21 protein-coding genes are annotated in these 24812 nt (G+C 52.0%); 14 read left to right on the top strand and 7 right to left on the bottom strand.

Annotation, left to right across the window (positions count from 1 at the left end):
* Positions 1–24: 24 nt before the first annotated feature.
* Both SH580_RS11590 and SH580_RS11585 read left to right on the top strand, forming a co-directional pair.
* A complete protein-coding gene (locus SH580_RS11590; protein WP_319831039.1) occupies positions 25–726 on the top strand; it encodes a response regulator in 702 nt (233 codons plus the stop codon).
* Between the two features lie 89 nt (positions 727–815).
* Positions 816–2111 carry a sensor histidine kinase gene (locus SH580_RS11585; RefSeq protein ID WP_319831038.1) on the top strand — a complete coding sequence of 432 codons (1296 nt, stop codon included), beginning with the start codon at positions 816–818 and terminating at the stop codon, positions 2109–2111.
* Positions 2112–2155: 44 nt separating this feature from the next.
* Here SH580_RS11585 and SH580_RS11580 read toward each other — a convergent pair whose 3' ends face one another.
* A complete protein-coding gene (locus SH580_RS11580; RefSeq protein ID WP_319831037.1) occupies positions 2156–3433 on the bottom strand; it encodes a type II secretion system F family protein in 1278 nt (425 codons plus the stop codon).
* 148 nt (positions 3434–3581) lie between these two features.
* Between SH580_RS11580 and SH580_RS11575 the strand changes: the two genes are divergently transcribed.
* Positions 3582–4394, top strand: a complete 813-nt coding sequence (locus SH580_RS11575) for a hypothetical protein (RefSeq protein ID WP_319831036.1) — start codon at positions 3582–3584, stop codon at positions 4392–4394.
* A gap of 121 nt (positions 4395–4515) precedes the next feature.
* The gene (locus tag SH580_RS11570) at positions 4516–5022 is read left to right on the top strand and encodes an NUDIX hydrolase (protein ID WP_319835007.1); all 507 of its coding nucleotides are present in this window, start codon (positions 4516–4518) and stop codon (positions 5020–5022) included.
* A gap of 4 nt (positions 5023–5026) precedes the next feature.
* On the opposite strand, the gene SH580_RS11565 is transcribed toward SH580_RS11570, so the two are convergent.
* The 4 genes from SH580_RS11565 to queC form a co-directional block, all read right to left on the bottom strand.
* The gene (locus tag SH580_RS11565; RefSeq protein ID WP_319831035.1) at positions 5027–5770 is read right to left on the bottom strand and encodes a hypothetical protein; all 744 of its coding nucleotides are present in this window, start codon (positions 5768–5770) and stop codon (positions 5027–5029) included.
* Positions 5746–8757, bottom strand: coding sequence for a pilus assembly PilX family protein (locus SH580_RS11560; RefSeq protein ID WP_319831034.1), 3012 nt, complete (start codon positions 8755–8757; stop codon positions 5746–5748). Before SH580_RS11560 ends, SH580_RS11565 begins: the two co-directional genes overlap by 25 nt.
* Positions 8758–8878: 121 nt before the next feature.
* Positions 8879–9310 carry a 6-pyruvoyl trahydropterin synthase family protein gene (locus SH580_RS11555; protein ID WP_319831033.1) on the bottom strand — a complete coding sequence of 144 codons (432 nt, stop codon included), beginning with the start codon at positions 9308–9310 and terminating at the stop codon, positions 8879–8881.
* Positions 9311–9471: 161 nt separating this feature from the next.
* On the bottom strand, positions 9472–10173 hold the full coding sequence (gene queC, locus SH580_RS11550; protein ID WP_319831032.1) for a 7-cyano-7-deazaguanine synthase QueC: 702 nt from the start codon (positions 10171–10173) through the stop codon (positions 9472–9474).
* 349 nt (positions 10174–10522) lie between these two features.
* Here queC and nusA point away from each other — a divergent pair, with 349 nt between their 5' ends.
* The 8 genes from nusA (at position 10523) to SH580_RS11510 (ending at position 19276) form a co-directional block, all read left to right on the top strand.
* A complete protein-coding gene (gene nusA, locus SH580_RS11545) occupies positions 10523–11773 on the top strand; it encodes a transcription termination factor NusA (RefSeq protein ID WP_319831031.1) in 1251 nt (416 codons plus the stop codon).
* Positions 11774–11825: 52 nt separating this feature from the next.
* Positions 11826–14501 (top strand): translation initiation factor IF-2, encoded by a 2676-nt coding sequence (gene infB / locus SH580_RS11540; RefSeq protein WP_319831030.1) that lies wholly within the window; start codon positions 11826–11828, stop codon positions 14499–14501.
* Between the two features lie 140 nt (positions 14502–14641).
* Positions 14642–14995 carry a 30S ribosome-binding factor RbfA gene (gene rbfA / locus SH580_RS11535; protein ID WP_319831029.1) on the top strand — a complete coding sequence of 118 codons (354 nt, stop codon included), beginning with the start codon at positions 14642–14644 and terminating at the stop codon, positions 14993–14995.
* A complete protein-coding gene (locus SH580_RS11530) occupies positions 14982–15980 on the top strand; it encodes a DHH family phosphoesterase (protein ID WP_319831028.1) in 999 nt (332 codons plus the stop codon). Before rbfA ends, SH580_RS11530 begins: the two co-directional genes overlap by 14 nt.
* Before the next feature lie 25 nt (positions 15981–16005).
* Complete coding sequence (gene truB, locus SH580_RS11525) at positions 16006–16734, top strand: tRNA pseudouridine(55) synthase TruB (RefSeq protein WP_319831027.1); 729 nt, start codon at positions 16006–16008, stop codon at positions 16732–16734.
* Between the two features lie 38 nt (positions 16735–16772).
* Positions 16773–17714 carry a riboflavin biosynthesis protein RibF gene (ribF, locus tag SH580_RS11520; RefSeq protein WP_319831026.1) on the top strand — a complete coding sequence of 314 codons (942 nt, stop codon included), beginning with the start codon at positions 16773–16775 and terminating at the stop codon, positions 17712–17714.
* Positions 17715–17719: 5 nt separating this feature from the next.
* Positions 17720–18649: an RluA family pseudouridine synthase gene (locus SH580_RS11515; RefSeq protein ID WP_319831025.1), complete on the top strand. Its 930-nt coding sequence runs from the start codon at positions 17720–17722 to the stop codon at positions 18647–18649.
* Between the two features lie 48 nt (positions 18650–18697).
* Entirely contained in the window at positions 18698–19276 is a 579-nt protein-coding gene (locus tag SH580_RS11510; RefSeq protein WP_319831024.1) for a response regulator, read from the top strand.
* On the opposite strand, the gene SH580_RS11505 is transcribed toward SH580_RS11510, so the two are convergent.
* Positions 19273–19545, bottom strand: coding sequence for a hypothetical protein (locus SH580_RS11505; protein ID WP_319831023.1), 273 nt, complete (start codon positions 19543–19545; stop codon positions 19273–19275). The two genes, SH580_RS11510 and SH580_RS11505, sit on opposite strands and share 4 nt — an antisense overlap.
* 122 nt (positions 19546–19667) lie before the next feature.
* Here SH580_RS11505 and SH580_RS11500 point away from each other — a divergent pair, with 122 nt between their 5' ends.
* Together SH580_RS11500 and SH580_RS11495 are read left to right on the top strand one after the other, a co-directional pair.
* Positions 19668–20669, top strand: a complete 1002-nt coding sequence (locus tag SH580_RS11500) for an NAD(P)H-dependent glycerol-3-phosphate dehydrogenase (RefSeq protein ID WP_319831022.1) — start codon at positions 19668–19670, stop codon at positions 20667–20669.
* A 324-nt stretch (positions 20670–20993) separates the two neighbouring features.
* Complete coding sequence (locus SH580_RS11495) at positions 20994–22151, top strand: IS4 family transposase (protein ID WP_319831021.1); 1158 nt, start codon at positions 20994–20996, stop codon at positions 22149–22151.
* A 153-nt stretch (positions 22152–22304) separates the two neighbouring features.
* Here the strand turns inward: SH580_RS11495 and SH580_RS11490 are convergent, their stop codons facing one another.
* The gene (locus tag SH580_RS11490) at positions 22305–24794 is read right to left on the bottom strand and encodes an FAD-dependent oxidoreductase (RefSeq protein WP_319831020.1); all 2490 of its coding nucleotides are present in this window, start codon (positions 24792–24794) and stop codon (positions 22305–22307) included.
* Positions 24795–24812 lie beyond the last annotated feature (18 nt).

Below are 24812 nucleotides of genomic sequence, written 5' to 3'. Positions count from 1 at the left end.
GGCTGTCAGCCTACATACAATCCAATGAGCGCCCCGAAAGTGCACCGAATTTTAGTTTTAGACGACGAGCCTGACGTCACAGAGTTGCTTGAGTATAAACTTGAGCAGGAGGGCTATCGCGTGGAAGTTTTGAATGATCCACTTGTTTTTGTGGCCAAGGTCCGTGATTTTGAGCCGGATCTTATGATTCTGGACATTATGATGCCGGAGCTGAATGGCTTACAGCTATGTCGTATTGCGCGTTCGGATCCGTCGATGAAGGATATACCAATTATCTTTTTAAGTGCTCGTGGCGAAGCGGAGGATCGTGTGAAGGGGCTAGAGACTGGTGCGGATGATTATTTGTCTAAGCCTTTCAATGCAAAGGAGTTGTTGTTGCGTATTAGTAATATGCTGAATCGCATGGGCGCGCCGGTGGAGTCTAGTGGGCAGTCGCGGATCGAGATTGCTGGTGTCGTGATCGATGAGGATTTGCATGAACTGACAGTGGATGGGGTGCCTGTGGTTTTGACGGCGACTGAGTTTCGCTTGTTGAAATTGTTGATGGAGCGCAAGGGGCGTGTGCAGTCACGTGAGCATCTGTTGGTTAATGTCTGGCACTACGACACAGATATTGAAACTCGTACTGTGGACACTCATGTGCGTCGTGTGCGCGAGAAATTGGGTGCGTATGCGCATTTGATAGAAACAGTGCGTGGCGTCGGCTATCGTGCGGTGGATGTGTAGTGAGCTGTGTGAGCTTGATTGGACGCGAGGACTTAGTTGCTTGTGATTAGGCATATCCTTGCTACTTAGTTCTTATCCTTTCTTTTATCATGCTCTGGTTCTTTACGATTGTATTGCTGTTTACGACACTGGTTTTATTTTTCCGAGTGTTGCGTTTGCGGCGTTTATTGAAAGGAATGGAGGGGGCTGTGCGCACGCGGCGGCGGCTGTTGTCGGAGGATTCTACGGATGCATTGAAGCGAATGGGGGCGTTGGGCTTGGTCGAGTCTTTAAATGAGCTAATCGATTCGCACAACGATGCTTCTGCGCAGAAGAGCGGCTACTCCAGTCAGGTTGAGGCGATGCTGGGGGCGGTGCAGGAAGTGGTGATTGTATTCGATGAAGATCGGGTGGTGGAGTATGCGAATCGCTCGGCCGAAAAACTTTTCCGCCGGGGAGAATCGATTCAGGGCTTACGCTTGGAGGGAGTTTTACGCTCTTTGACTTTGTTGGAATTGTTGGATGTGGCCGCCAAGGTGGAGCGGACGGAGCCTACGCAAATTCATATTGAGCAGGGGAGTGAAACGCTCTGGTTTGAGGCCTCGTGTGCGAAAGTCACTGGTTTGGGGGCAGAAGACTCGCAGTCGACACTTCTGGTCTTGCATGATATTACCAAACTAAAAGCACTTGAGGTCATGCGGCGGGAGTTTGTGGCGAATGTATCGCATGAGTTGCGCACGCCGTTGACGATTATTAAAGGTTTTGCAGAGACTTTGATTGATGATGAGGCCAGCATTCAGCCGAAGGCGCGGTTGCGCTTTACTACCAAGATTTTAAATAACGCAGAGCGCTTGCATGTCTTAGTAGAGGACCTGCTTACCATTTCGCGTTTGGAGTCGCGTCCAGACCAAATCGAACCGATTGATCAACCGCTACACGGCTTGCTTGATGAAGTTGCTGAAAATTATCGTTCTCGAATTGATCCGCAAACGCAGGCGATCGAGGTTCAGGTAGACGCAGGGATTCACTCTTTGCCCTTTGATCGTTATCGGATTCATCAGGTGTTGGATAACTTTATCGAAAATGTATTTCGCTACGCGCCAGACTTTACCCGTATCCAGCTTGAGGCGTGTCTTGAGGCGGATGGTCAACAGGTGCGCTGTGCGGTGGTTGACGACGGTCCCGGGATACCAGCTAAGGATTTGCCACATATTTTTGAGCGCTTCTATCGGGTCGATAAGGGGCGTTCACGTGAAACTGGGGGCACGGGCCTTGGCTTGAGTATTGTGAAGCATATCGTGCAGTTACATGGCGGCACGGTGCGGGCTGAAAGTCAGCTGGGGAAGGGGACGCGTATGTCGTTTACGCTGCCCTGTGGGCTAGCGCCTTATTCAGAAAAAAGCTGATAAAAACTCTGCGAGTGTCGCGGATTGGGGTGTGTTGTGTGCGGCTATGAAAGTGTGCGGCTGACTTGGAATACGCTGGTGACGATGCCGATTGCGATAAGGGCAACCAGAATGAAGGCACAAATTAAAGCACCAGTTGATACAAGCGTAGTTAGCTTGCTCAGGCGTGCGCTTAATTCGTTGCGGAAGCCCTTGGTGATCTCATTCATGCTATGTGCGAGGTTGCCTGTATTTTCGCCGACAGTTAAGATGTCCACTGCAAGGTCGGGCATGAAATGGTTGCGCTGAAAGGCTTGTGCGATAGAAAGGCCTTCGTTGACTTGGCCGCGGGCGGTGTTGAAGCGCTCCTTGAGTTCGGTGTTTTTTACGGTGCGTTCTGTCAGGCGAAGCGTTTCAGTGGTGTTGATGCCACTTTCCAGGAGGGTGGTGATCAAATTGCCGACCTGAAATAAATCGCTGTAGAGAAAGATCTTACCCAGCAGGGGAATTTTTAAGAGCCAAGAGTCTGAGCGGCGTAGGCCGGGTTCTGTTCGGCGCCATTGTTGGAAACCGATGATAGCAATGATAATGCCGATGAGGAGGAAGGGGCCAGCAGTTGCGACCAGTGAAGAGCCATCAATTAAGATACGTGCGCTCCAGGTCATTTCACCCCCGAGGCGATCGAGCATGCCTTGAATTTGTGGCAGTAGCACTGTCATGAATAGCACCACAACGGCGACGGCGACGGTGCAGATGAAGGCTGGGTACATCATACTGGCGATCATCTTCTTGCGGATGGCTTCCTTTTCTTCCAGGTAATCGATGACTTTACGCAGGATGGGGGTGAGGTTTCCGGTGGCTTCACCCGCCTCAATCACATAGCTGATCGAGTTGGGGAAGTAGCGCGGTTGGCGTGACATGGCACCTGCGAGTGTAGAGCCCTCGCTTAGATCGCGCCATAGAGTTTGCACGATGCTGCGTTGCTCTTTATCGCTGAGGCGTTGGCTCAGAATACGAATAGAATCGCCGATGGGGAGGCCAGAGCTATGTAGCTCCATTAGGCGCTTCAATACGGTCAGACCGATATTTTCGCGTTTGGGGCCCCGTTGCTTCACTGCTTGGTCGCTGCCGTCTTTGGAGGCATTGTTGCTTCGCAAAGATTTTGTGCGCTCGCTGAGTTTGGAGAAAATCGAAGGCGCTTCGGCGTTGCCTTCTTTCAGTGCCATGGGGCTGAGACCTTGGGCTTGTAGGCGTTGCATGGCCAAGCGACGCTCTACAGCTTCGATTGAACCGCTTACAATGGTGCCATCTGCCTTACGCGCTTTGTAGTTAAAAACTGCCATAATACGATTTTGATGAGTGTCTTTTAGCAGACAGTAAGTCCACCATTTTCGTGATCGAATATAGGATCGTCGACGAGGAGGGATGGTTGCGAATTGCTGGAACAAATATTGCACTGTGCTGAACTAAGGTGTTTACCTATTTAGACTCATGATTCTACCGCGACCTCTCTTTTGTATTTTCGGAGCCCTTATTATATGCGTGGCCCATGTGGCGACTGCTGTTGAAGAAGCTGTGGACAATTTCCTGCAGGTGCCTGCCGATCAAATCACAGCAACGACTCGTGAGACGGCTATGCCAGATTTGGGAGAAGGGAAGTTGGCTAAGATTATTCAGCGCTATTATGAAGAGGGACTTGGGGGAAAGTCCGTTTGGGAGCAAATTTCAAGCTTAAAGCTTGTGGGCACTTTGAAGCTGGAGAGTGGTGAGTATGAGTTGAAGGCCTATCAAAAAAAGCCAAATTTGATTAAGTTGATTATTCGTGGTGATCAGCGTGACATGGTATTGGGCTATGATGGGGAGGTGGCTTGGCGCAAGTTGCCGGGGCGTAATGTGAAGGCCGAGCCTATGTCTGAGGTTGAGGGGCGGCGCTTTATACATAATGGTTTCTTTGGCAGTCATTTACTGTATCCCTTCGCACTTGGAAAGACGATCGAGTATATCGATACCGTACCTACGGATGGGAATATCTGCCACCAAATCCGTGTGACTCTCGCTACAGATTATCAGGTAGACTACTATATTGATATTCGGAGTCATCTGGCAATTAAATCAGTTAGTACCGACTTGCTGAATAATGTGGTGAACAGTGTGGTTTATCGGGATTACGAGAGGGAGGCAGGCATGCCGCTCGCGAAGCAGGTTGAGAGCTATGAGGAGGGTGAGTGGAGGAGCTCACTGAGGATAGAAGAGGTGAAAGTGAACTCTGGTGTGATTCCATGGATGTTTAGGATGCCACGTTAGAGTCTGGAGTCCTTTCACATATTGTTAACGAAATGACGTGTTCTTATGCTCGCCCAAAGGTCTGTTTTCGGCACGTTTTATGCATTCTGTATACCCTATATAATTCTGTTTTGTTGTGATCATGCCCGTAACTGATATTTTCGATGTCGTCGATATGGACGATAACGTTCTTCGCCAAGAGCCGCGTTCTGTGGTGCATCGCGAGAAGCTCTTGCACCGTGCAGTACATGTTTTTGTATTTAATCAAGCGGGGCAACTCTACTTACAGCGTCGCTCGCTGACGAAAGATACGGCGCCGGGAAAGTGGGTGAGTTCCTGTTCGGGGCACGTGGATACAGGGGAAGACTATGATGATGCCGCGCCGCGTGAACTGTATGAAGAGATTGGTTTAAGCGATCCGACTGGGCTCAAGCGCATCTTTAAGGAGGCACCCTGCAAACAGACGGGAAACGAATTTGTATGGGTATATACCTGCGAGGCGGAGGGACCTTTCGTGCTGGACCCGACCGAAGTTATGGAGGGGCAATGGATTGATGTGAAGCACCTCAATCACTGGCTGAAAGAGCGCCCACGTGATTTCGCTTGGTCATTCAGTCACCTGTGGGCTAAGTTTCAGAATCGAGGGTAGAGCTTTATTGGGAAGGTTCCTCTTCTTCGTGGATTGATTGAGAGAGCTTCCGCATGCTAATCCGTGTTGATTTAGGATCACGAGGTGGCAACAATACTAATACAGTTCTTCGATTATTCGATAGCTGGATGTCGTAAGACATAACTAAGCGTGGGCCTTGCTCTGTTTCTAGTGCGAATGCTAAGCGCGTCGTCTTGCTTTTTTCTTTATCTGGATAAGAGATTGGGGATGAGATTCCGCGCGGAAAGGCTGAGTCAGTTGTTCCCACACGGCCAATTAAGTCTCTTCCTGTGGCGTTAACGATTAATATGCTATTTCTAGTGAAATGAGAATCTGCATCATTGATAAAGTATAGTTCAAATTTTCTATCAGTTTGATCGGCAAGATTATTGTTTGGATGGGCTTGGATGATGAGGAGGCTCTCTCTTATATTAGTTGGAATCTTTGCTTGGGCTATCTGTGTGTATGGTTCGGAATTTGGATTAGTCGGTACGTAGCTAGGATTCCTGATGAACAGTGCGAAATTCAAAATTCCCTTATAGGAATATGTGTCGATTGAGCGGCTGGATTTGTGGAATTTTAATTCTCTGTGGGTATCTCCATCGAAGTAATATAACCCTTTAAAGCTGTCACTCCCAACTCCGAATACACGGAATTCGAACTCTATGGTAGTTGGAGCCTGTTGAGAGTGGAGAATCGATGCTCCAAATACAATCGCGGTAATTAGAGCTGTGATGAATCTAACCATTTTATATCATTTATTTTGAATTTTCTGCCAAATCCGTTGGCGTTGTCCATAATTTGACTGCTTGAGCCATCGAACCGTTCTGTCGTGCGTTGAACAACCACTTCGCATTGCGCGGTCGCAATGGGTTCTCCTGTTACTGGGTCAACGGATTGACCGATTGCCCGTATGCGAAAAGTATCACTGCGAGTGACCATCGCTGGGCTTAGTGCAGAAATGATATCAGCCTGACTTAGATATGAAGTTGCATTGATTGGCATTTTTACATCGTCCCCAGCACTGTCATAATTGCTTCCTTCTTCGATCGTATTGATCGCAGTTTGATCAATGCTTGTTTGTAGAATGCCGCTATTGATGAATTCTTTAAGCGAGATAAATGGGCGTTCGTGTAACTTTAAATTCTCAACTATTTTCGCTGCTAAATTACTAATTGTCGCGATGTCGTATTCACGATGTCCGAGTGACAAGCTCGGGCGCCAGTCAGAGTTTGGGTTGTAACCGTTGGAATTTTTATAGGTGAGATCTTTTTCCCCATCTTCAAGTCGAGGGTAGTCGTCGCCAAGTGTGGTTTCGTTTTCATAATCCTCAAACGGGAATTTCCATTCTGTATAAGATTCAGAACGCATGTGTCCCGAGTTGGGGAGTCGAAAGAACGCATTTTCAAGGTTTATCCTTTTTGAATCTACTTGGCTGCTCGTACCTTTATTCACGTAGTAATCCCAGTCGTAAATCGAATTTGCAGCTAGCATTGCTGACCATGCATCAATAGATGTCGAATTGATATTAAATGCTCCCTTTATCAGTAGATTCTTTGAAGACTCGGAATTATTCAAATCTGTTAGACTTAGCGACTGATTATCTATTGTTGAGACTTCAATGAAAGGGTTTGGTAGATTGTCGCGTTCTTCGTGAATATCAGGATTCCAATAAGTTGCGCTGGGATCGTTGGGAATGCCTGAAATGAAGAACTTATCAAAGAGATCGTTCAGGTCGCCGCCCCAAGCGTTGCCAATTGAAAAGGGGCGAGTGTCTTTGATTTGTAGGTGCTGTAAGACACCTAGCGAGTGGGGGATTGTTGCTGGTAGATCAAAGAGTCTATAAAAATTGTTATTTATTTGCCCGTGGAAGAGGTCTAAATTGTCGAAGTAAATAGCACTCAAGGGGTCGGCATCACTTCTTCCGTCTCCATTGATATCGTTGACGTCTAATAGGTCGTAAATTGCAGACTCGCTCGCATCTAGTATAATAGATCTGGGGTCAACTTCAGTGAGCCATTTTTCCAAGTAATATTTTGTGTCTTTCATTTTGTATGAAAACACTATGGGCGCATCTCCAGAGCCTAATCCCGAAGGGCTGTCTTCGTAGTATGAGAAATCGGCAACGATGTCTCCGACGGGGATATTATCGATCCTTTGTAGGATCTCCCCATCTGTGTTCGTTAGTGTGAGTGTAATGTCAGCGCTACTGGACGTGTAGTTTATAGAATCACCGTCTGGGAAGCTTACATTTCTGTGCGAGGAGTTATAGCTAGGGTCTGTAATAGTCCAACTCCATTGGTCTGTATAATAAAAATTCGATTGATTGCTACTCGAGTTGATTGGCCAGTCTGCGATGATTTTTCTAATTTCTCCAGATTTGTGAGTTTCAGACATGTCGAGGCTGAATCGTGGGCTTATATCGTCAAAATCCAAGATGGTAGAACTGGTGTATGTTTCTGTGTCTTTGTCGTAAAATTGAAGTGTTATGTCAGGGAGTGATTCGAATTCTACAAATAGCTCAGGTGTATCTGAGCCAGACGCTCCTTCAAAGTTGTGTCGGAAGCCGTAGGGACTCCAGATTTCAATCTCCAGCCTCAGGAACGCGCGTGCCGTTGTAGAGCTCTTACTTTGGCCTGAAACTACAAAGAATAGGCCAAATTCAGTGATAATTGGTGGAGTGGTGTTGATTGCATCGCCTGCCGCAAGGTTTTCCACTATTGTTTCTGATAGTCCTTTGAGGGGAATGTCTCCATTTGAGCTCGGAAGGCTCGACCAAAGGAATTCTTGGACGGTGGAATCAATTGATAGCCCACTACTGCTTGAGTTGTAGGTTTTGTCAGAAAGGTCTCTTTTTAAGCCGCCTGATTCTGTATTTGTGAGTAGCGCTTTTGATATGTTGGTTAAGTCGTGGAAGCTTTCTGACATTTCAGAAGCAGATACTCCATCTAGTATTGAGAGCTGGCTGTAGCTTTGAATGCGTTCAAGGTAGGACAGTGACTGGTCAATCTTATTTGATACGCTCGCATTATTTATATCTTCAATTTCACCAGGTATAAAGTTACTGTCTGTGCCATGAATCATTTCAGTTCGATGTCTCCTGGGCGATGTTTGCTGGCGGATTTGTCGCTGTTCTTCGATACTCAGACCAGTGCTAGTGTAGTCTGTGAAGAATTCTTCTGCCAAATTTTGTGAGTTATCTACTAGTTGAATACTAGCTTTTGAAGCCTCACCGCTGATCCACCAGCCTACTCGATCGGAGACAGTATTGTTGCTGCTTAAGATTTGTGTGGATGGGACTGTGACGAAGTCTTGTGACGAAGTGACGGTGCCTGAGCTTACTATTTCGAATAGTGTCGCATTAGTTTGTGACGATCCATTCTGCCCTGATATTAGCCAATGTGGTGTGGCTGTCGGGGATGTAGTGTCCCACACGCCTGTCCAGTGAGGATCTTCGTCGACTAAACGATTGCCCAGGATTTCTGCACGTGCGGTCACTCGCTGATCGGGGCCGGCGTAGCGTTGCAGGTCGCCGAGGGCCATCATTAGGGCGAGGCGGGCGCTTTCTTGGGCGCGTAATTGCGTGAGCGCAGTCTGACTGCTGGCAGTTTCCACATTAACCAGCACAGTGATAGTCACTAAGAGTACCAAGACGAAGCCCATCAGTGTGAGCGCTATGACAAGCGCGAAGCCACCTTGGGCTTGCGTATTGGGTAGTCTGTTGCGCGGTTTCATGGCTCCCTATTAGAAAGAATTGTGCCGAAACTGCGATTATGAAGCGATCTCTTTTCTATTCGAGACATTTGACTGTTAAATTCATGCGAACTTCCCAGTTTTTAAACTTCAGATTTTTGGCTTAAGTGGGGCGGTAAGCGGCGCTGTTCTTACTGTCTTCATCGATTTCGACTTCGGTGATCCAGGCGCGATTATTGGTTTGTGTGCGCACCATTGGATCGAAGACATGATAGATGTGCTCGGCGAGGCCTTCGCAAGAGCAACTGGGGAGGGTATAGGCTTTGAATAGGTGGCCGAATTGCTGCAGTAAGGCGTCTTTTTCGGGGTCGCTCTCATTAAAGAGGCAAGCGTGGTCGAGGTTCTCTTCGATCCACTTCTTAAGGTACTTTACTTTTCCAAAGTCTAGTACGAATCCATTTTCATCGGTTTGATTGCAGGCGAAGGTGAGTGTGATCGCCCAATTGTGACCATGGATGAGGGCGCAATGGCCATTGTGATGGTGTTGACGGTGGGCGAACGGGATGTCGCGATAGGATTTCTTGCAAGTGAGCACGGCGGAGGGAGAATTAGGACGTAGCGCGTGAGCGCGAAGATGGTGAACCTGAACGGTTTGCCCCGAAGGGGGGAACTGAAGTGGGTGCCCTTAGGGCGGCTGAAGGAACAATTAGGAATTGGGAATTAAACTGGATAACCGATAACTGGAAAACAGTCCTCCTAGAGTCGCCAGCTGTGGGCACGGAGGGTTTCTAATTTAGGAGCATCGTCTGCGTAGAGGGTGGGGTCTTCGACTTTAGCGAGATCGAAGGCTTCGCGGCGTTCGATACAAGTGCCGCAGCGGCCGCAGTGGACTTCGCCCCCTTTATAGCAGGACCAAGTCTTTTCGAAGGGGACGCCGAGTTCGGCGCCGCGACGCACGATGTCGGCCTTGGTCCAGTCGACGAAGGGACGACTGAGTTTGACCTGTTCCCAGTCGGCCAGTTCGATGGCGGTGGCCATCGCGTCCGCAAACTCGTTGCGGCAATCGGGATAGATGGCATGGTCACCGGAGTGAGCCGCGTAGGCGATCTGGCCAGCCTTTATAGAGAGTGCGTGGCCAGTCGCAATGGCTAGAAAGATCATATTTCGATTGGGCACGACGGTGCTTTTCATCGATTCTTCGGTGTAGTGACCTTCGGCGACTTCGATTTCCGGCGAGGTCAGGCTGCTGCCAGCTAGGAGCGGTTGAATGGCGGACAGGTCGGCCATGGGCTGTGGAATGCCCAATTCGGCGCAGATGGCGGCGGCCCGGTCCAGTTCGCAACGGTGTCGCTGTCCGTAGTCGATGGACAGTGCGTGCAGTTCGTGGCCTGCGTCGCGTAAGTGATAAAGCAGGACGGTGGAATCGAGTCCTCCAGAGTATACGATGACAGTTTTCATGAATTCAGTGGTTTAGTGCCGGAATGGCGATGCCCTGGGAATTCAGCGAGCAGGGCGACTGTAAATGATGCGGAAGATGTTGAGGCGTGGTTTGGACGCAAGTACAAAGCGGTTTTGAGGAGAACGTCGAACATCGAACGTCCAACGTCGAATGTTGAATCGCTGTAGGTGCATCGGCATCATTCAACATTGAGCGTTCGATGTTCGACCTTCATCCGCCTCTCCTCAAAACCGCTTTACAAGGTACCTTGACAAGCACTAAGCGCCCTCTAATGTGCCGGATTCACTTTTAAACCCAGCAACACTTTAAAAGCGGGCATAGCCTGCTTTTTTTATTTTTAGCACCCAAATGAGCCACGAGATACTATCAGTTTTAGAATATATGGAGAAGGAGAAGGGGATCAGTCGTCCAGACATGATCGAGGCCATCTCTAGTGCCATCGCGAGCGCTGCCCAGAAAGGCATTAGCGCAGGGCAAGACATCCGCGTGGTGATCAATCCCAAGACGGGTGCTCTCAAGGCTTGGAGCCAGCTGCAAGTGGTTGACTCTGTTGGGGATGCGGATGTTGAAATCCACATCGAGAAGGCACGCCAAATCGATCCTAATGCGCAAATTGGCGACAGTATTGAAAAAGAAGTCGATCCTGCCTATCTGGGGCGCATTGCTGCGCAAACGGCTCGCCAAGCGATCATGCAGCGCATTCGCCAGTTTGAGAAAGATCGTATTTATGACGATTATAAGGATACGGTCGGTGACATCGTCACTGGCACCGTGCGTCGTCGTGAACGCGGTGATTTAATTGTCGATCTGGGTAAAGCTGAGGCGATCTTACCACCACGTGAGCGTGTGCCAGGCGAAGATTACGCCCCGGGCGAGAGCATTCGTTGTCTCTTGCTGAAGATCGAGCAGACCAATCGTGGTCCCGATATTATTCTTTCTCGCTCGAATTTAAATTTCGTGCGCCGTCTTTTCGAACTGGAGGTCACTGAGATTGCAGACGGCACCGTCACCATCGAGGCGATGGCACGTGAAGCTGGCTATCGCACGAAGATTGCGGTGAACAGCAGCGATCCCAAGGTGGACCCTGTCGGCGCGTGCGTCGGTGCACGTGGTGCGCGTGTCAAAACCATCGTGCGTGAGCTCGGTGGCGAGAAGATTGATATTATTCGTTATTTTTCAGATCCGCTGCAGCTTCTGGAAGAAGCATTGAAGCCAGCTGTGCCTAAGAACATCAAGGTCAACGAAAGTGACCGCCGTATTCATTTCGAAGTTGCGGAGGACGATCTTTCGATTGCGATTGGTCGTCGTGGTTTTAACGCCAAGCTCACATCTCGACTGCTCGGGTGGAAGCTCGACATCGCCAAGGAAGAGAAGGAAGCGGTCGGATTCGATGAGAAGGTGGCCAAGGCAGTCCAAGGGCTGAACGCCATTGACGGACTTGATCCGGATGTCGCCTCTCGCTTGGTCGCGATCGGATTCGCCAGCCCGGAAGTATTCGAGGGCGTTACCGCGGATGATCTCGTAGGTGCTGGTTTCAGCAGCGACGAGGCAGTCGATGTGATCTCGAAGGTCCAAGCATTCTTTCAGCAAAACGGTTAGTCGCTTGCGCGCCGTTCCAACCAACAACCAGACTTAAAAAAATAACTCATTTATGAGTGTTCGTATACACCAACTTTCCAAAGATATCGGAATGGAGAACAAGGAGCTTATTGAGCTCCTGAAAAGTCGTGGCTTCAAGGTGAAGAGCGCATCCAGCACGATTGATAATATCTCTGCCGACGCACTTCGCGAAGAATTCGCGACTGAAGCCGAGGAGCCTAAAGCTGACGAAAGTTCAGCATCCGAGGCTTCGTCTGCAGCGGCGACACCAGCTGCGCCTCAGTTGCCCGAAGGCGTTTTCGTCAAATCGGCAGCTGATATCGAGCGTGAACATCAGGAAAAGGCTGCCGCAGCTGAGGCAGCGAAAGCCGCAGAGGCCCCCAAGCCTGTCGAGCCCGCGAAAGCAGTGACACCGCCGCCGGCACCGAAAGTGGTGACACCGGCTGGCCCACCGAAACCACCGGCAGGCGGCCCGCCGAAGCCTCCCGCAGGCGGTCCTCCACGCCCTCCTGTTGGCGGCCCACCGCGTCCACCGGCTGGTGGTCCACCCAAGCCTCCCGCAGCGCCAGCTGTTTCAATCCCACCGGTTGCTGCGATTCCGCCGAAAAGCTCTGTGAGTGCGACACCGCCTGCGGCGTCGATTCCAGCACAGGCTGTGGTGGCACCTAAGGATGCCCCCAAGCCCAGCACACCACCAGTGGCACCTAAACCGGTGGCATCAAGCCCACCTGCCGCGCCCAAACCAGTGGCAGCGACTCCGCCCGCTGCGCCTAAACCTGCTGGACCACCAAAGCCGCCTGCAGCGCCCACACCTGCCGGGCCGCCGAAGCCGCCAGCTGCGGCGAAGCCAGTAGAGAAGGAAGAAGCCGCAGCACCTGCTGCGGACGCTGAATTGGCTGAAGGCGAAACTGCGGAAGCACCCGCAAGTGAGCTTAAGAAGATTCACATTAAGCCTCCGATTGTCGTGCGCGACTTCGCGGGTGAGATCGGTCTCAAACCTTTCAAATTGATCTCCGAGTTGATGGAATTGGGCATTTTTGCTTCGATGAATCAAACCATCGAAGAGAATGTGGCGGTTCAGATCGCGACTCGTCACGGTTGTGAGCTCGAAATCCATCATCGCGGCGAGCAAAACGAGCAAACCGGCTCGGCGAAGCCTAAGGTGGAAAAGCCGGATGACGATGATCCTAAATTCCTCAAGCCACGCCCTCCTGTGGTTTGTATCCTAGGGCACGTGGACCACGGCAAGACGACTTTGCTCGATACCATTCGCAAAGCCAATGTGGTCAGTGGTGAAGCCGGTGGCATCACACAGCACATCGGTGCTTACCAGATCGAGCACAATGGCCACAAGATCTCCTTTATTGATACGCCTGGTCACGCTGCTTTCTCCATGATGCGTGAGCGTGGTGCCAATGTGACCGATGTCTCGATCCTTGTGGTCGCGGCGGACGATGCCTTTAAGCCGCAGACGGATGAAGCACTGAAATTTGCCAAAGAGGCCAACAACGCCATCATCGTTGCGATCAATAAGATCGATGCGAAGGGGGCCAATGTTGACCGCGTGAAGCAACAGATGCAGGAAAAGGGCATCGCACCCGAGGATTGGGGCGGTGAAACAATTGCAGTGGAAGTTTCCGCGCTCAAGGGCACGAATATTGACGACTTGCTTGATATGATTCTGCTGCAAGCAGAAGTGCTCGAGCTGAAGGCGAATCCAAGTTGCCCCGCATCGGGCACCATTATCGAGTCACAAGTTGAACAAGGTCGCGGTGCGACTGCCACTGTGATCGTCGAACGTGGCACATTAAAGCGCGGCGATGCATTGCTGTGTGGCGAAGTTTACTGCCGAGTTAAAACGATGACCGATGCCGATGGTAAGGTCCTCAAGTCGGCTCCACCGGCGACACCTGTAAAGGTCACTGGTTGGTCGGATGTGCCTGCATCGGGCACCAAGTTCAACACCGAGAAGAACGAGAAGACTGCCAAGCGCAACGCGGAGGAGAACATGCAAGTGCGCAAGCTCCACGATGCGGCCAGAGCCCAGCAGAAAAATACTGAAGGGGGCGCAGCGACCATCGAAGATCTTTTCGCAGCCATCGAAAACCAGCAGAAGAAGTGTTTGCGTGTCATCGTTAAGTCTGATGTGCACGGCTCCACAGAAGCGCTGGTTCAGGCACTTAAGGAAATTAAGAGTGATAAGGTCGACCTCGATGTGATCAGCAAGGGCGTCGGTCATATTACCAAGAATGACATCACGCTTGCGAGTGCGGGCGGTGCTATGATTGTTGGTTTTAATGTCAAACTTGATAACGGAGTGCAGAGCCTCGCGAAGCACCACGACATTCGCATTATACAGCACGCAATCATCTACGAACTGATCGACCAAGTCGAAGAGGCCATGGCCGATCTGCTCGATGCGGAATACACCGAAAAGAAGACAGGTGCGGCCGAAGTGCGCCAAGTGTTCTCTGTGGGCAAAACACGCAACGTTGCTGGTTGTATGGTCACCGAAGGCTCCATCAAGCGCAACTGTATCGCGCGTCTCATGCGTGGTGGTCAGCTTATTCACGAGAGCAAGATCGATACACTTAAGCGCTTCAAGGACGACGTTAAGGAGGTTCGCGCCGGTTACGAATGTGGTATCAACGTGGCAGGCTACGACGACTATCAAGAGGGCGACCACATCGAGTGTTTCGCCGTCGAAGAGCAGCGTCCGTCGCTTTAAGTTTTTGCTGGAGGGAAGGGCCCCGTCATTGTCGCAGATCTAGCCGGTATTCACCGATAGATGGCAAGGATGTCGCATTTCCCTCCGGCTTAGTTCTTATTTATTAGTCAAAATTAATTCGCCGCTTGCGGCGCTTCGCCATGTCTCAACGCATCACACGTATCAACGCACTCCTTCGCCGTGAAGTGAGTGAGCAAATGCGCCGCTATTATCGCGCCGATACCGCCGCTATCACGATCAGTGAAGTCGATTGCTCGGCTGATTTGCGCAACGCACGCATCTATTACTCCGTTCTAGGCGACGAAGAAGATATTCGCGCGACACGAAAGCTCTTTCGCCAGATCGGTAAGGATATTCGTCAGCGCGTGAGTCGAGAGATTACTTTAAAATACTTTCCTACCTTTTACTTCATCTACGATCCTTCACTGGAGCGTGGGGCCGAAATCAATGAAATACTAGACCAACTCGATAAAGACCAAAATGCCGGACAATAAATTTTATCCCGAAGACAGCGCACGTTTTGCGGCTGCAATTGAATCACTCAAAGGCCAAAAGGTTGCTGTGCTTGGGCATCAACGTCCGGATGGAGATTGTATCGGTTCGATCGTGGCGGTTGTGCGCGTATTGAAGAGTCTAGGCATTGAGGCGATCGGCCTCAACCGCGATGCGACTCCCAATACTTTGGAAGCCTTCGTCGGTGATACGCCGATGGCATTGGCTGAGGATTTTACACCTGATGGTCACATCGCGGTCTCGGTTGACTGTGCGGATTTCAAGCGCGTGGGGGACCGCCTCAACGAGCTTTTTCCCGAAGTCGCACTCAATGTGGATCACCACATTTCCAATAAGCTGTATGGTGCTGAGAATTTGGTGATCGCCACCGCATGTGCCACCGCCGAGATCTTGGCTGGTTTTTACTTGGACAATGGCTACGAAATCGACGCCGTGACCGCGCAAGCGCTTTATGTCGGCATTGCTACTGACACTGGGCAATTCCGCTTTCCTTCCACCACTCCAGCCACGTTTGAGATTGCGCGTCGCCTATGTGAGTGTGGTGCCAACCCATCTGCCGCCGCGCACGAGCTTTATGAGCGCGAGAGCTTCGCCAAGATTAAGTTGCTGCAGCATTTTCTCGATTCTCTGACCATGGAGTTCGACAATCGCGTATGCGTCGGCTTGATTCAAGATGGTGTTTATGCAGAGACGGGGTCCACTATCGACGACTCTGAAGGACTTGTGGATTATGCCCGTTCCATCGAAGGTGTGGATATCGGTGTGCTAATTGAAGATTGCGCAGGTGCACTTAAAGGCAGCCTCCGTGCTAAAGATCCTAAATATCGCGTGGATCAGATCGCCAAGCAATTTAGTGGGGGCGGCCATGCATGTGCTGCCGGGCTGAATGTCGCGGACAGTTCGATCCAAGAGTTTTATCCGCAATTGATGGCCGCCATTGGCGCACACCTGGATACCATTGATTAATGGCACCTAGCATTTAGGACCTATCATGTCTCAACTCACCAATGACGCGCCGGAAGGCATCCTCTTAGTCGATAAGCCGCAGGGCATTACTTCGCACGATGTCGTGGCGAAGATGCGTCGTGTCTTTCACATGAAAAAGGTCGGCCATGCTGGCACGCTGGACCCCATGGCGACTGGCATGCTCCTCATCCTGATCGGCAAGGCCACCAAGGCCTCGCAGTATTTGATGAGTATGGACAAGGAATACACGGGGCGTGTGAAGCTCGGTGTGATCACCGACTCGCAGGACGCCGATGGTGAGATCACTGAAGAGCGACCCGTGCCCGAGCTGACTGAGGTGCAAGTCAAAGCGGAAATGAAGACCTTTATCGGTGATCAATATCAGACGCCTCCAATGTTTTCGGCCAAGAAAATCAATGGTCAAAAGCTCTACAAGCTCGCTCGCCAAGGTAAGACGGTTGAGCGTGAGCCGCGTGTCATTCATATCAGCCGCTTCGATATTACTCAGTTTGCACTGCCCGAAATCTCATTCATCGTCGGCACGAGCAAAGGCGCTTATGTTCGCACCATCGCGCATGATCTGGGGGAGCGCCTCGGTTGTGGTGGGCATTTAAACGAACTGCGCCGCACAGCTGTTGGACAATTTCGTATTGAAAATGCCTCTACCATCGAGGAATTGGAGAACATGTCGCCGTCCACTCTGCGTAAACAGTTGATCCCCGTGATTCAAGCGGTGCCGAGCCACGCGCTGTAAGCTGCGTGCTCTGTCTTCAGGCGTTTTCTTTGATCAGCATGAACTTTCCCGCTGCAGTCGACAACTTCGAAGCCCTTTCCGAGCTTAAGGGGGAGTTGCATTTGGCGATAGGCGTCTTCGATGGTGTCCATCTTGGGCATAAAGCGGTGATTGAGTCGGCGGTGTTTTCAGCACGACGTTCCGGGGGACTCTGTGGGGTGCTGACTTTTGATCCACATCCGAGTCGTCTCTTTCGTCCGGAAGATCCGACTCGACTGATTATGCCGATCGAGACCAAGACCAGGATGCTCCACGAGGTCGGAGTGGACTGCGTGATTCGTAAACATTTTGACCACGACTTTGCCTCTATACCAGCGGATCAGTTTTTGGGGCGTTTGAAAGCTGCTTTGCCAGCATTGAAATCAATTTATGTGGGTGAAAACTTCCGCTTCGGGCAGAAACGTGCGGGCGATGTGGCTACCCTGATTCGATCGGGGCGAGAGTTGGGGCTGGGGGTGTTTAGTGCCGATCGCATTAAACATAACGGCGAGCCGATCAGCAGCACCCGTATTCGGCAAGAGCTGGAAGCTGGCGATATCTTAGCGGTGAATGATTTACTCGGTTACAATTACACGGCGACGGGCGTGATCGTGAGCGGGGCACAGCTAGGCCGCACGATTGGTTTTCCGACACTGAATCTCCCATGGCAACCCGAGTGTCAGCCTCGTTTCGGAGTGTATTATGTGCGCTTTCGTCAGTGCGGTAGCCAAGCATGGCACGCCGGTGTGGCGAACTATGGGGTGAAACCAACTGTGGCCGCCACCGAGCAAGCACCCGCGATTGAAGTGCACGGCTTGGAAACGAGCGATTTGACCGCAGGGGACGCCATCGAGGTCGAGTGGTTGCGATTCATTCGCCCCGAGCAACAGTTTGCATCCTTGGATGAACTTAAGGCACAGATCACGAAAGATTGCGAAACCGCGCGAGAGCTGGCTAAATAATATCAATGTCTGATCGAATCATAGAATTTACGGTGCCTGCGGGGGCCAAAGCTGGACGCGCAGATAAGATCTTCGCCTCCGAATTTGACGACATTAGCCGTGCTCGCTTGCAGCGTGCCTTCGATGCCGGGCAAGTGACCTTCGATGGAGTGACCATTGATAAGCGTTTTAAAGTCAACCGCGAGGGCGTACTGCGAGCCGTTTTAGAAGAGCCCACTTTTGATGCCTCACCGATCGCGGTCGATTTACCGCTTGATATTATCTACGAGGACGAATCGATCCTAGTGGTCAATAAAGCTCCTGGTATGATCGTGCATCCAGGCAGCGGCACGGGCGATAATACCCTCGTCCATGCCCTGCTTCACCACTGTGGAGAGAACTTGAGCACGATCGGTGCGCCCAATCGACCCGGTATCGTGCACCGATTGGACAAAGAAACCAGCGGACTCATCATCATCGCGAAGAATGACACCGCGCACCATAAGTTGGCCGCTGAATTTAGTGAGCGTCGAACGTATAAGCGCTACACTGCCTTAGTTTTCGGGCAGCCTAAAGTGAGTCGTGGTACGATTCAGGAACCGATCGGACGGCATCGCGTGGTGCGCACTCGCATGGCAGTGGTGCATAGCGGAAAGCCCGCGCATACCGACTGGAAAGTGGAAGAGCGCTATAAGCAGAAAGCTTCGCGGATTAGTTGTGTGATTCATACGGGGCGCACCCACCAGATACGTGTGCATATGAGCGAAATTCGCTTCCCTTTGCTAGGCGACACCACCTATGGCTTTAAGCCCGCCCGTTTGGTGGGCATTACGGTGCCACGGGTCATGTTGCACTCCACTGAATTACATATCCAGCACCCCGACCGCGACGAGTTGATGCAGTTTCAAGCGCCCCTGCCCGCAGATTTTGAGACGCTGATCGGGGCGCTTTCGTAAATCCAGATAACTTGACCTCGGTCTTTCGGCCTTTAATCTAACTATTACATGAAAATTCTAGTCGCCGAAGATGATCAAATTTCTCGCAAGTTATTGAGCACGACGCTTAAGCAGTTTGGTCATGAGGTGCAGGCTTTCGATAATGGTGCCGATGCTTGGGACGCATTTGATGCGTCGCCGGTGCGTGTGATCGTCAGTGACTGGCTGATGCCCAAACTGGACGGGCTCGACTTTTGCCGTAAGGTGCGCAAGCGCTCTGCAACGGAATACACTTATTTCATTTTGCTGACTGCGAATGTGCAGGGCAAGGATACCTATATGGAGGCGATGAATGCCGGCATCGACGACTTTTTAGCCAAGCCGCTCGACCGCGATCAGATTTGGATGCGACTACGGGTGGCTGAGCGTATTTTGAAATATGCGACCGTGATTCAGGATTTGGAAAGCATGCTCCCGATTTGTTCCTACTGTAAAAAGGTGCGCGACGATAACAACTACTGGCAGCAGGTGGAAACATACCTTTCCAAGCGCACCGGCACCAGCTTCAGTCATAGCGTCTGTCCTACCTGCTATACCAATAAGGTAAAACCGGAGTTGGATAAGATTAAGAAGGTGGAGCCTCGCTAGTTTTTTAAAATCGTAAAGGCTGCAATACTTTCAACTACGATCCATCCGAAGAGGCAGGCGAGCAGAATCACGATCAAGATCGCCAAGCCCTTGCGCCGTTTTCGAGGCAGATCGAAGCGATCAAAGGTGCGTCCGCGCACAGAAGGTTGTGACATGTAGCTACCCAAGTTGACACGACCATTTGAGTAGCCGTTGCGATCCGACGGTACCTTATAGGAGCCGGCTTTTTGAGCACGCCGGTAGCGCCAACGGTAAATATAACGGAGCATTGGTTTCGGAGAAGACAAAGGGTTGTCAAACGAAGTTCAAGTATTCAGATTCGCTTTTCACGCCGCATTTTCAATCGTTAATAAGCGTAAATTTACGTTAATTATTCACCAACCAAACTTTTATGAATTGTTGTATCTTAGGGGCCGGTGCTTGGGGCACCGCGATGGCTCTACATCTCGATCGTTGTGGTCATTCTGTCACATTGGTGCCGCGGCGCATCGAACACGCGCTCGACATTGCATCGAGACGGGAAAACCGAGATTATTTGCCTGGTTACAAATTGCCACACACGATCCAGATCGGCTGTGAGATCGGGCCGGTGCTAATGGAGGCGGAAGTGATCTTCCTCGCCTGCCCGTCCAAGGCGCTGCGCTCACTTTGTGCATCTATCAAGCCGCATTTGCAGGCGGCGTGGCAGCTCAAGCTTGCTCTAATTATGTGTAAGGGCTTGGAGTTAGACAGCCTGAAGACACCCGCTGAAATCGTCGCCGAAGAATTGCCAGGTCTTGCTTGTGGCGTGCTTTCAGGCCCTACCTTCGCGGGCGAGGTGGCCGTTGGCAAGCCCACCGCAGTGGTGCTGGCTGTGGGCAGCGACTGTGAGCAGCCAGAGCGCTACCAGGAAGCTTTTAGTAATACCGGCCTGCGCGCGTATCTTTCCGATGATGTGCGTGGCACCGAACTAGGCGGCACCTTGAAGAATGTCTATGCCATCGGATCCGGTCTATGTGATGGTCTGGAGATGGGCGACAATGCCAAGGCGGCCCTGCTCACTCGCAGTCTGAATGAAATGGTGCGGATGGGCGTCGCGCTGGGCGGGCAAAAGGAAACTTACTTTGGACTCAGCGGCTTCGGCGACCTCGTCGCGACTTGCGCGGGGCAGTGGAGTCGTAACCGCACTTTTGGACAACGAGTCGGCGAGGGCGAAGCGCCGCAGGCGATTGTCGATGGTCAAAAATCGGTAGTCGAAGGCTACCTGGCGACCGAGTGTTTATATCGTATCTGTCAGGAGCAGAAAGTCGAAGCGCCGATTCTTGCTGTGATTCATGCGATCCTTTACGAAGGCCTAGAGCCACTGACTGCGATGCAGCAGCTGATGACCCGGGATTTGAAATCTGAGAGCTAAGCGTTGGAGTCCCGCCTTTAGGCCAATGCCTTTAAGGATTGGATTTTAGTTAGCGCAATCATTTAAGACTCGTACTTTTAGTACGATTGCTTCTTTTGTATGAATGAGCGCATCCACCTCCTTGTGTTTCCCGTTGTTTTCTAATTTTCCAGCTGCCTTTGAGGAGCTATTTAGCCGTGAGAGTTGCGCTCTGATTTTCGCGCAGCACGGTCCTCGCGGTGGTGGCCAAGCCAAGTTAAATGGCTGGGAATGGTTGATGTCCAGGGTCTACCATGAGTTGGCACGTTCGGGTACTTTCTCGTCTAATACCAAGGCGTATCCGGAGTGCGCATCTCGGACAGCGCGCTCAGCCAGCGGGCCTTGTCGATTGGCGAGAAGCTGATCGAAGAGATACTGCCTATCGCGCTACGTCCGTTAGCCGACCGTGAGCGAGATGTGCAGGCCTTTTATCATGCATATCGGTTGGTGGCCATCGACGGGACTCGTTTCAATTTACGTAATACCGGAACCATTAATGAACAGGCTTCAAAAGTGGCTTGCAACCGCGGTAGCGGTGAACCTGCTTTCGCGCATTTGCTGGCAGTTGTCCTGGTGGAATTGGGTATGCACCAACCTTTGGGCACCCGTTTAGGCTGGCAAGGCGAGGGCGAGTTGACACTCGCGCGGCAACTGTTTGCGGCTCAGGATCTGCCCGAGCGCAGTCTGCTTTTAGCCGACCGACTGTTCGGTTATCCTTCGCTGATCTGGGGACTCTGGTCAATGCTCCGGCGCACACACAGTCACGTTCTGGTTCGGATAAAGTCTAATCTCAAAGCCAAGCGCACGCGGCAACTCGCGGATGGTTCATGGCTAGTCGAAGTCAAAGCGGTTGATCCATCCACACGCAAGAAGGTGGGGGTCCTCGAACTACGTGAGATCTATGGTCGAGTCTGCTATGAAGACCAGAATGGTCACCGTTCGTGTCTTCAAATACGCTTGTGGACGAGTCTGCTCGATGACACCACCAGCCCAGCCACAGAACTGATCGCCCTTTACGCCGCACGCTGGGAGGAAGAGTTATTCTTCCGAGAACTCAAAAGCCACCTGCACGCCCGCGGAGAACTACTTGACGCACTCACTCCGCAAACCGCAGCCCAAGAAGTGCTCGCGATGCTCTTAGCGGCCGCGCTGATCGCCAAGCAGCGCCAAAGCGTCGCTTCTGCCGCAGGCGTTGAGCCCTTGCGCATCAGCTTTGCCAAGGTTTTGCACAAGACAGCCGCACTGTGCGAGCTACTGCAAGTCGGTGCAGACTTGATCACCCCGCAAGCGCTGGCTCAGTGGATACAGCGACTCTTAGATGATCTTATATATGATGCCGTTATTAAAAAACGAAGACCTAGAACTTGCCCCAGAACCCTACGACAACCCACAAAAGACTGGCCAAAAACTAAAGTTGCCCAGTCAAAACGAGTTGTCAAAACTATAGAAGTCACCAATCCTTAAAGACATTGGGCTTTAGCCGTTAAGCATATTCTAAATTCTTATGTTGTAGTATAAGCGCAAAGACTTTTGGGAAATGCTATAATGTTCAAAGTGGAGGAGATTGCTTAGAATTGGATGCTTTGGCTGACGTGAGGTCTATGGCTGTGCGCTGCATTAGATGAACAGGTTGGCATTGGTTTCGGAGGCGGCGCCCAGGTATTCGGCGACGCCGCCGAGCTCGACGCCGTCGATCAGCTCCTCTTCGCGGATGCCCATGGCTTCCATTGACATGGTGCAGGCCACCAGGCGGATGCCGGCTTTGCGGGCGTCTTCCATGAGTCCCGGGAGATTGGGCAAGTTTTTGCCGGCCATGCGGTCTTTCATCATCCAAGTGCCGAGGCCGGCCATGTGCATTTTAGACAGCGGGAGTTTGTTGGCACCGCGCGGCAGCATCCAGCCGAACATTTTATCCATGAAACTCTTGTTGGCGATTTGAGGCGCGGGGTCTTTACGCAAGACATTGAGTCCCCAGAAAGTGAAGAAGAGGGTGGCCTTGCCGCCCATGGCTACGGCTCCGTTGGCGATGACGTAGGCGGCCATGGCTTTGTCCAATTCGCCGGAAAAGACCACAATCGTCGCGCCATTAGCCGCTTTGGCCGGTGCGGCGCTGGCGACCGGGCATGCCGCTCCGCGTGCAAGGCGGCCGGTGACGATGCCTTTGTCTTTGGCAACACTCAGGCATTCGTAACCGTTGGCTTTGCAGAAGGCGGGTAAATCGTTCTTGAAGCCCGCATCGGAGGCGCGCACTTCCAGCACTTGACCGACCTCTAGCAGTGCAGCCGCTTCTTTGACGCGCAGGATTGGACCGGGGCAAGCCATGCCGGTGCAGTCCAGTTGGATGACTTCCTGCGCGGCTGCTTCGGAGGCGGGCCTTGCGGCTTGCTCGTTGCTAGCGGAGTTCGTGTCCGGGGAATTGTCTGAGTCGGCTTGGGGGGCTTGTGACTGCTGCTCGACTTTCCAGCCGCCGACATGTGCCTGCACGTCGAAGCCGTGTTGCGCGAGTATGCGTGCTGCGAAGTAACTCATCTTGCCGAGTGCGCAGATGGTGGTGACTGGTTTTTCTGTATTCAGTTCTCCAATACGACTGCGTAATTCAGGGAAAGGAATGTTGCGGGCACCGGGGATCGGTTTGAGCTGCGCCATTGCAGCCGGGCGCGTATCGATGAGCTGGGTACCTTCGGCTTCGCGCAGGCTGAAGATCGGCTTTACGCGACCGCTGCGGATATTGTTGGCGGAAAATCCAGCTGTGTTGAGCGGGTCTTTGGCTGCGCCGAAAGGAGGCGCGTAGGCCAGTTCGAGGTGTTCCAATTCGTCGACGGTGAGTTGCCCCTTGATGGCGGTGGCTAATACATCCAGACGCTTGTCCACCCCTTCGAAGCCATTGGCCTGACCGCCGAGAATGCGGCCGGTCGACTTTTCCCAGAGTAATTTAACAGTGAGGTGGGTCGCACCCGGGAAGTAGCTGGCGTGGTTGAAGTCGGTGACGATGGTCTTTTGGTAATCGACCTCCATTTGCTGGAGGCGCTTTTCGCTGTGACCAGTCACGCCGGCTGCGACATCGAACACCCGCACGATCGAGGTGCCGATCGAGCCGGGGTAGGGTTTGGCCTGGTCGCCGAGGATGATGTGGTCGGCTGCGGTGCGACCTTGTCGATTGGCCAGTCCACCCAGAGCGATGGCGGTTGGGCCGCCGAGAATCGGGTCAATGGTTTCACTGGCATCGCCGACTGCGTAGATGTCGGGGTCGGAAGTCTGCATGTATGGGCTGGCCTTGATGTGGCCGCGCGCGCCCAGTTCCAGTCCGGCTTCTTTCGCCAGTTGATTTTCGGGGCGGATACCGATGGAAAGGATGACGAGGTCGGCTGCGATGCTTTGCCCTGAGTTTAGTTGAGCGATCAGCCCGCCGCCTTCGGCAGCTTTGAAGCCGGAGATGCCGTCGCCCAGGCGAAGTTTGACTCCGTGATCCATTAGTTCCTGCTCAACAGGGCGAACCATTTCGGGATCCATTTGTGGGAGCACCTGTTCGACCAGTTCGACCAGGGTGACGTCCTTTTGCAGGTGAATCAATTGTTCCGCCATTTCCAGCCCGATAAAGCCTGCGCCGATGACCAGCGCACTTTGAGCGGATGCGGCCGCCGCTTTGATGCGATCCATGTCTTGCAAATTGCGCAGGGTGTAAATTCCCGGTAGGTCGATGCCTTCCAGTGGTGGTCTTAGCGGAGATGCGCCGGGGGAGAGGATCAACTTGTCATAACCGAGCGTTTCTTCGGCTTGCGTATCCAGATTTCGGACACGCACTGTTTTGGCTGCGCGGTCGATGGAGACCGCTTCGGTGCGGGCTTGCACATCGATCGAGAGTTGCGCTTTCAAGGTCTCCGGTGTTTGTAGCGAGAGCTTTTCGCGTTCTTCGATTTCGCCGCCGATATGATAGGGCAGTCCACAGTTGGCAAAAGAGACGTCCGGGCCGCGCTCAATCATAGTGATAGAAGCCTGCTCGTCCAGGCGGCGGAGGCGTGCCGCTGCGGAGGCGCCGCCTGCGACACCGCCAATGATGAGCACGCGGGGAGAGTTGGTGTTGGTTTGTGGAGTCGATTGCGTATTCATGATATGGACTGTCTTTGT

It is taken from the genome of Coraliomargarita algicola (genome assembly GCF_033878955.1).
GTDB classification, from domain to species: domain Bacteria; phylum Verrucomicrobiota; class Verrucomicrobiia; order Opitutales; family Coraliomargaritaceae; genus Thalassobacterium; species Thalassobacterium algicola.
This window is presented reverse-complemented; position numbering and strand designations above follow the sequence as displayed.

What these genes read in the sequence shown, in the direction of transcription:
- queC (WP_319831032.1), bottom strand. Translation starts at nt 10,173, where the DNA reads ATGAAAACTGTCATCGTATACTCTGGAGGACTCGATTCCACCGTCCTG.
- SH580_RS11515 (WP_319831025.1), top strand. Translation starts at nt 17,720, where the DNA reads ATGTCTGATCGAATCATAGAATTTACGGTGCCTGCGGGGGCCAAAGCT.
- nusA (WP_319831031.1), top strand. Translation starts at nt 10,523, where the DNA reads ATGAGCCACGAGATACTATCAGTTTTAGAATATATGGAGAAGGAGAAG.
- SH580_RS11570 (WP_319835007.1), top strand. Translation starts at nt 4,516, where the DNA reads ATGCCCGTAACTGATATTTTCGATGTCGTCGATATGGACGATAACGTT.
- SH580_RS11530 (WP_319831028.1), top strand. Translation starts at nt 14,982, where the DNA reads ATGCCGGACAATAAATTTTATCCCGAAGACAGCGCACGTTTTGCGGCT.
- SH580_RS11490 (WP_319831020.1), bottom strand. Translation starts at nt 24,794, where the DNA reads ATGAATACGCAATCGACTCCACAAACCAACACCAACTCTCCCCGCGTG.
- truB (WP_319831027.1), top strand. Translation starts at nt 16,006, where the DNA reads ATGTCTCAACTCACCAATGACGCGCCGGAAGGCATCCTCTTAGTCGAT.
- rbfA (WP_319831029.1), top strand. Translation starts at nt 14,642, where the DNA reads ATGTCTCAACGCATCACACGTATCAACGCACTCCTTCGCCGTGAAGTG.
- SH580_RS11505 (WP_319831023.1), bottom strand. Translation starts at nt 19,545, where the DNA reads ATGCTCCGTTATATTTACCGTTGGCGCTACCGGCGTGCTCAAAAAGCC.
- infB (WP_319831030.1), top strand. Translation starts at nt 11,826, where the DNA reads ATGAGTGTTCGTATACACCAACTTTCCAAAGATATCGGAATGGAGAAC.
- SH580_RS11510 (WP_319831024.1), top strand. Translation starts at nt 18,698, where the DNA reads ATGAAAATTCTAGTCGCCGAAGATGATCAAATTTCTCGCAAGTTATTG.
- SH580_RS11560 (WP_319831034.1), bottom strand. Translation starts at nt 8,757, where the DNA reads ATGAAACCGCGCAACAGACTACCCAATACGCAAGCCCAAGGTGGCTTC.
- SH580_RS11580 (WP_319831037.1), bottom strand. Translation starts at nt 3,433, where the DNA reads ATGGCAGTTTTTAACTACAAAGCGCGTAAGGCAGATGGCACCATTGTA.
- SH580_RS11500 (WP_319831022.1), top strand. Translation starts at nt 19,668, where the DNA reads ATGAATTGTTGTATCTTAGGGGCCGGTGCTTGGGGCACCGCGATGGCT.
- SH580_RS11585 (WP_319831038.1), top strand. Translation starts at nt 816, where the DNA reads ATGCTCTGGTTCTTTACGATTGTATTGCTGTTTACGACACTGGTTTTA.
- ribF (WP_319831026.1), top strand. Translation starts at nt 16,773, where the DNA reads ATGAACTTTCCCGCTGCAGTCGACAACTTCGAAGCCCTTTCCGAGCTT.
- SH580_RS11575 (WP_319831036.1), top strand. Translation starts at nt 3,582, where the DNA reads ATGATTCTACCGCGACCTCTCTTTTGTATTTTCGGAGCCCTTATTATA.
- SH580_RS11565 (WP_319831035.1), bottom strand. Translation starts at nt 5,770, where the DNA reads ATGGTTAGATTCATCACAGCTCTAATTACCGCGATTGTATTTGGAGCA.
- SH580_RS11590 (WP_319831039.1), top strand. Translation starts at nt 25, where the DNA reads ATGAGCGCCCCGAAAGTGCACCGAATTTTAGTTTTAGACGACGAGCCT.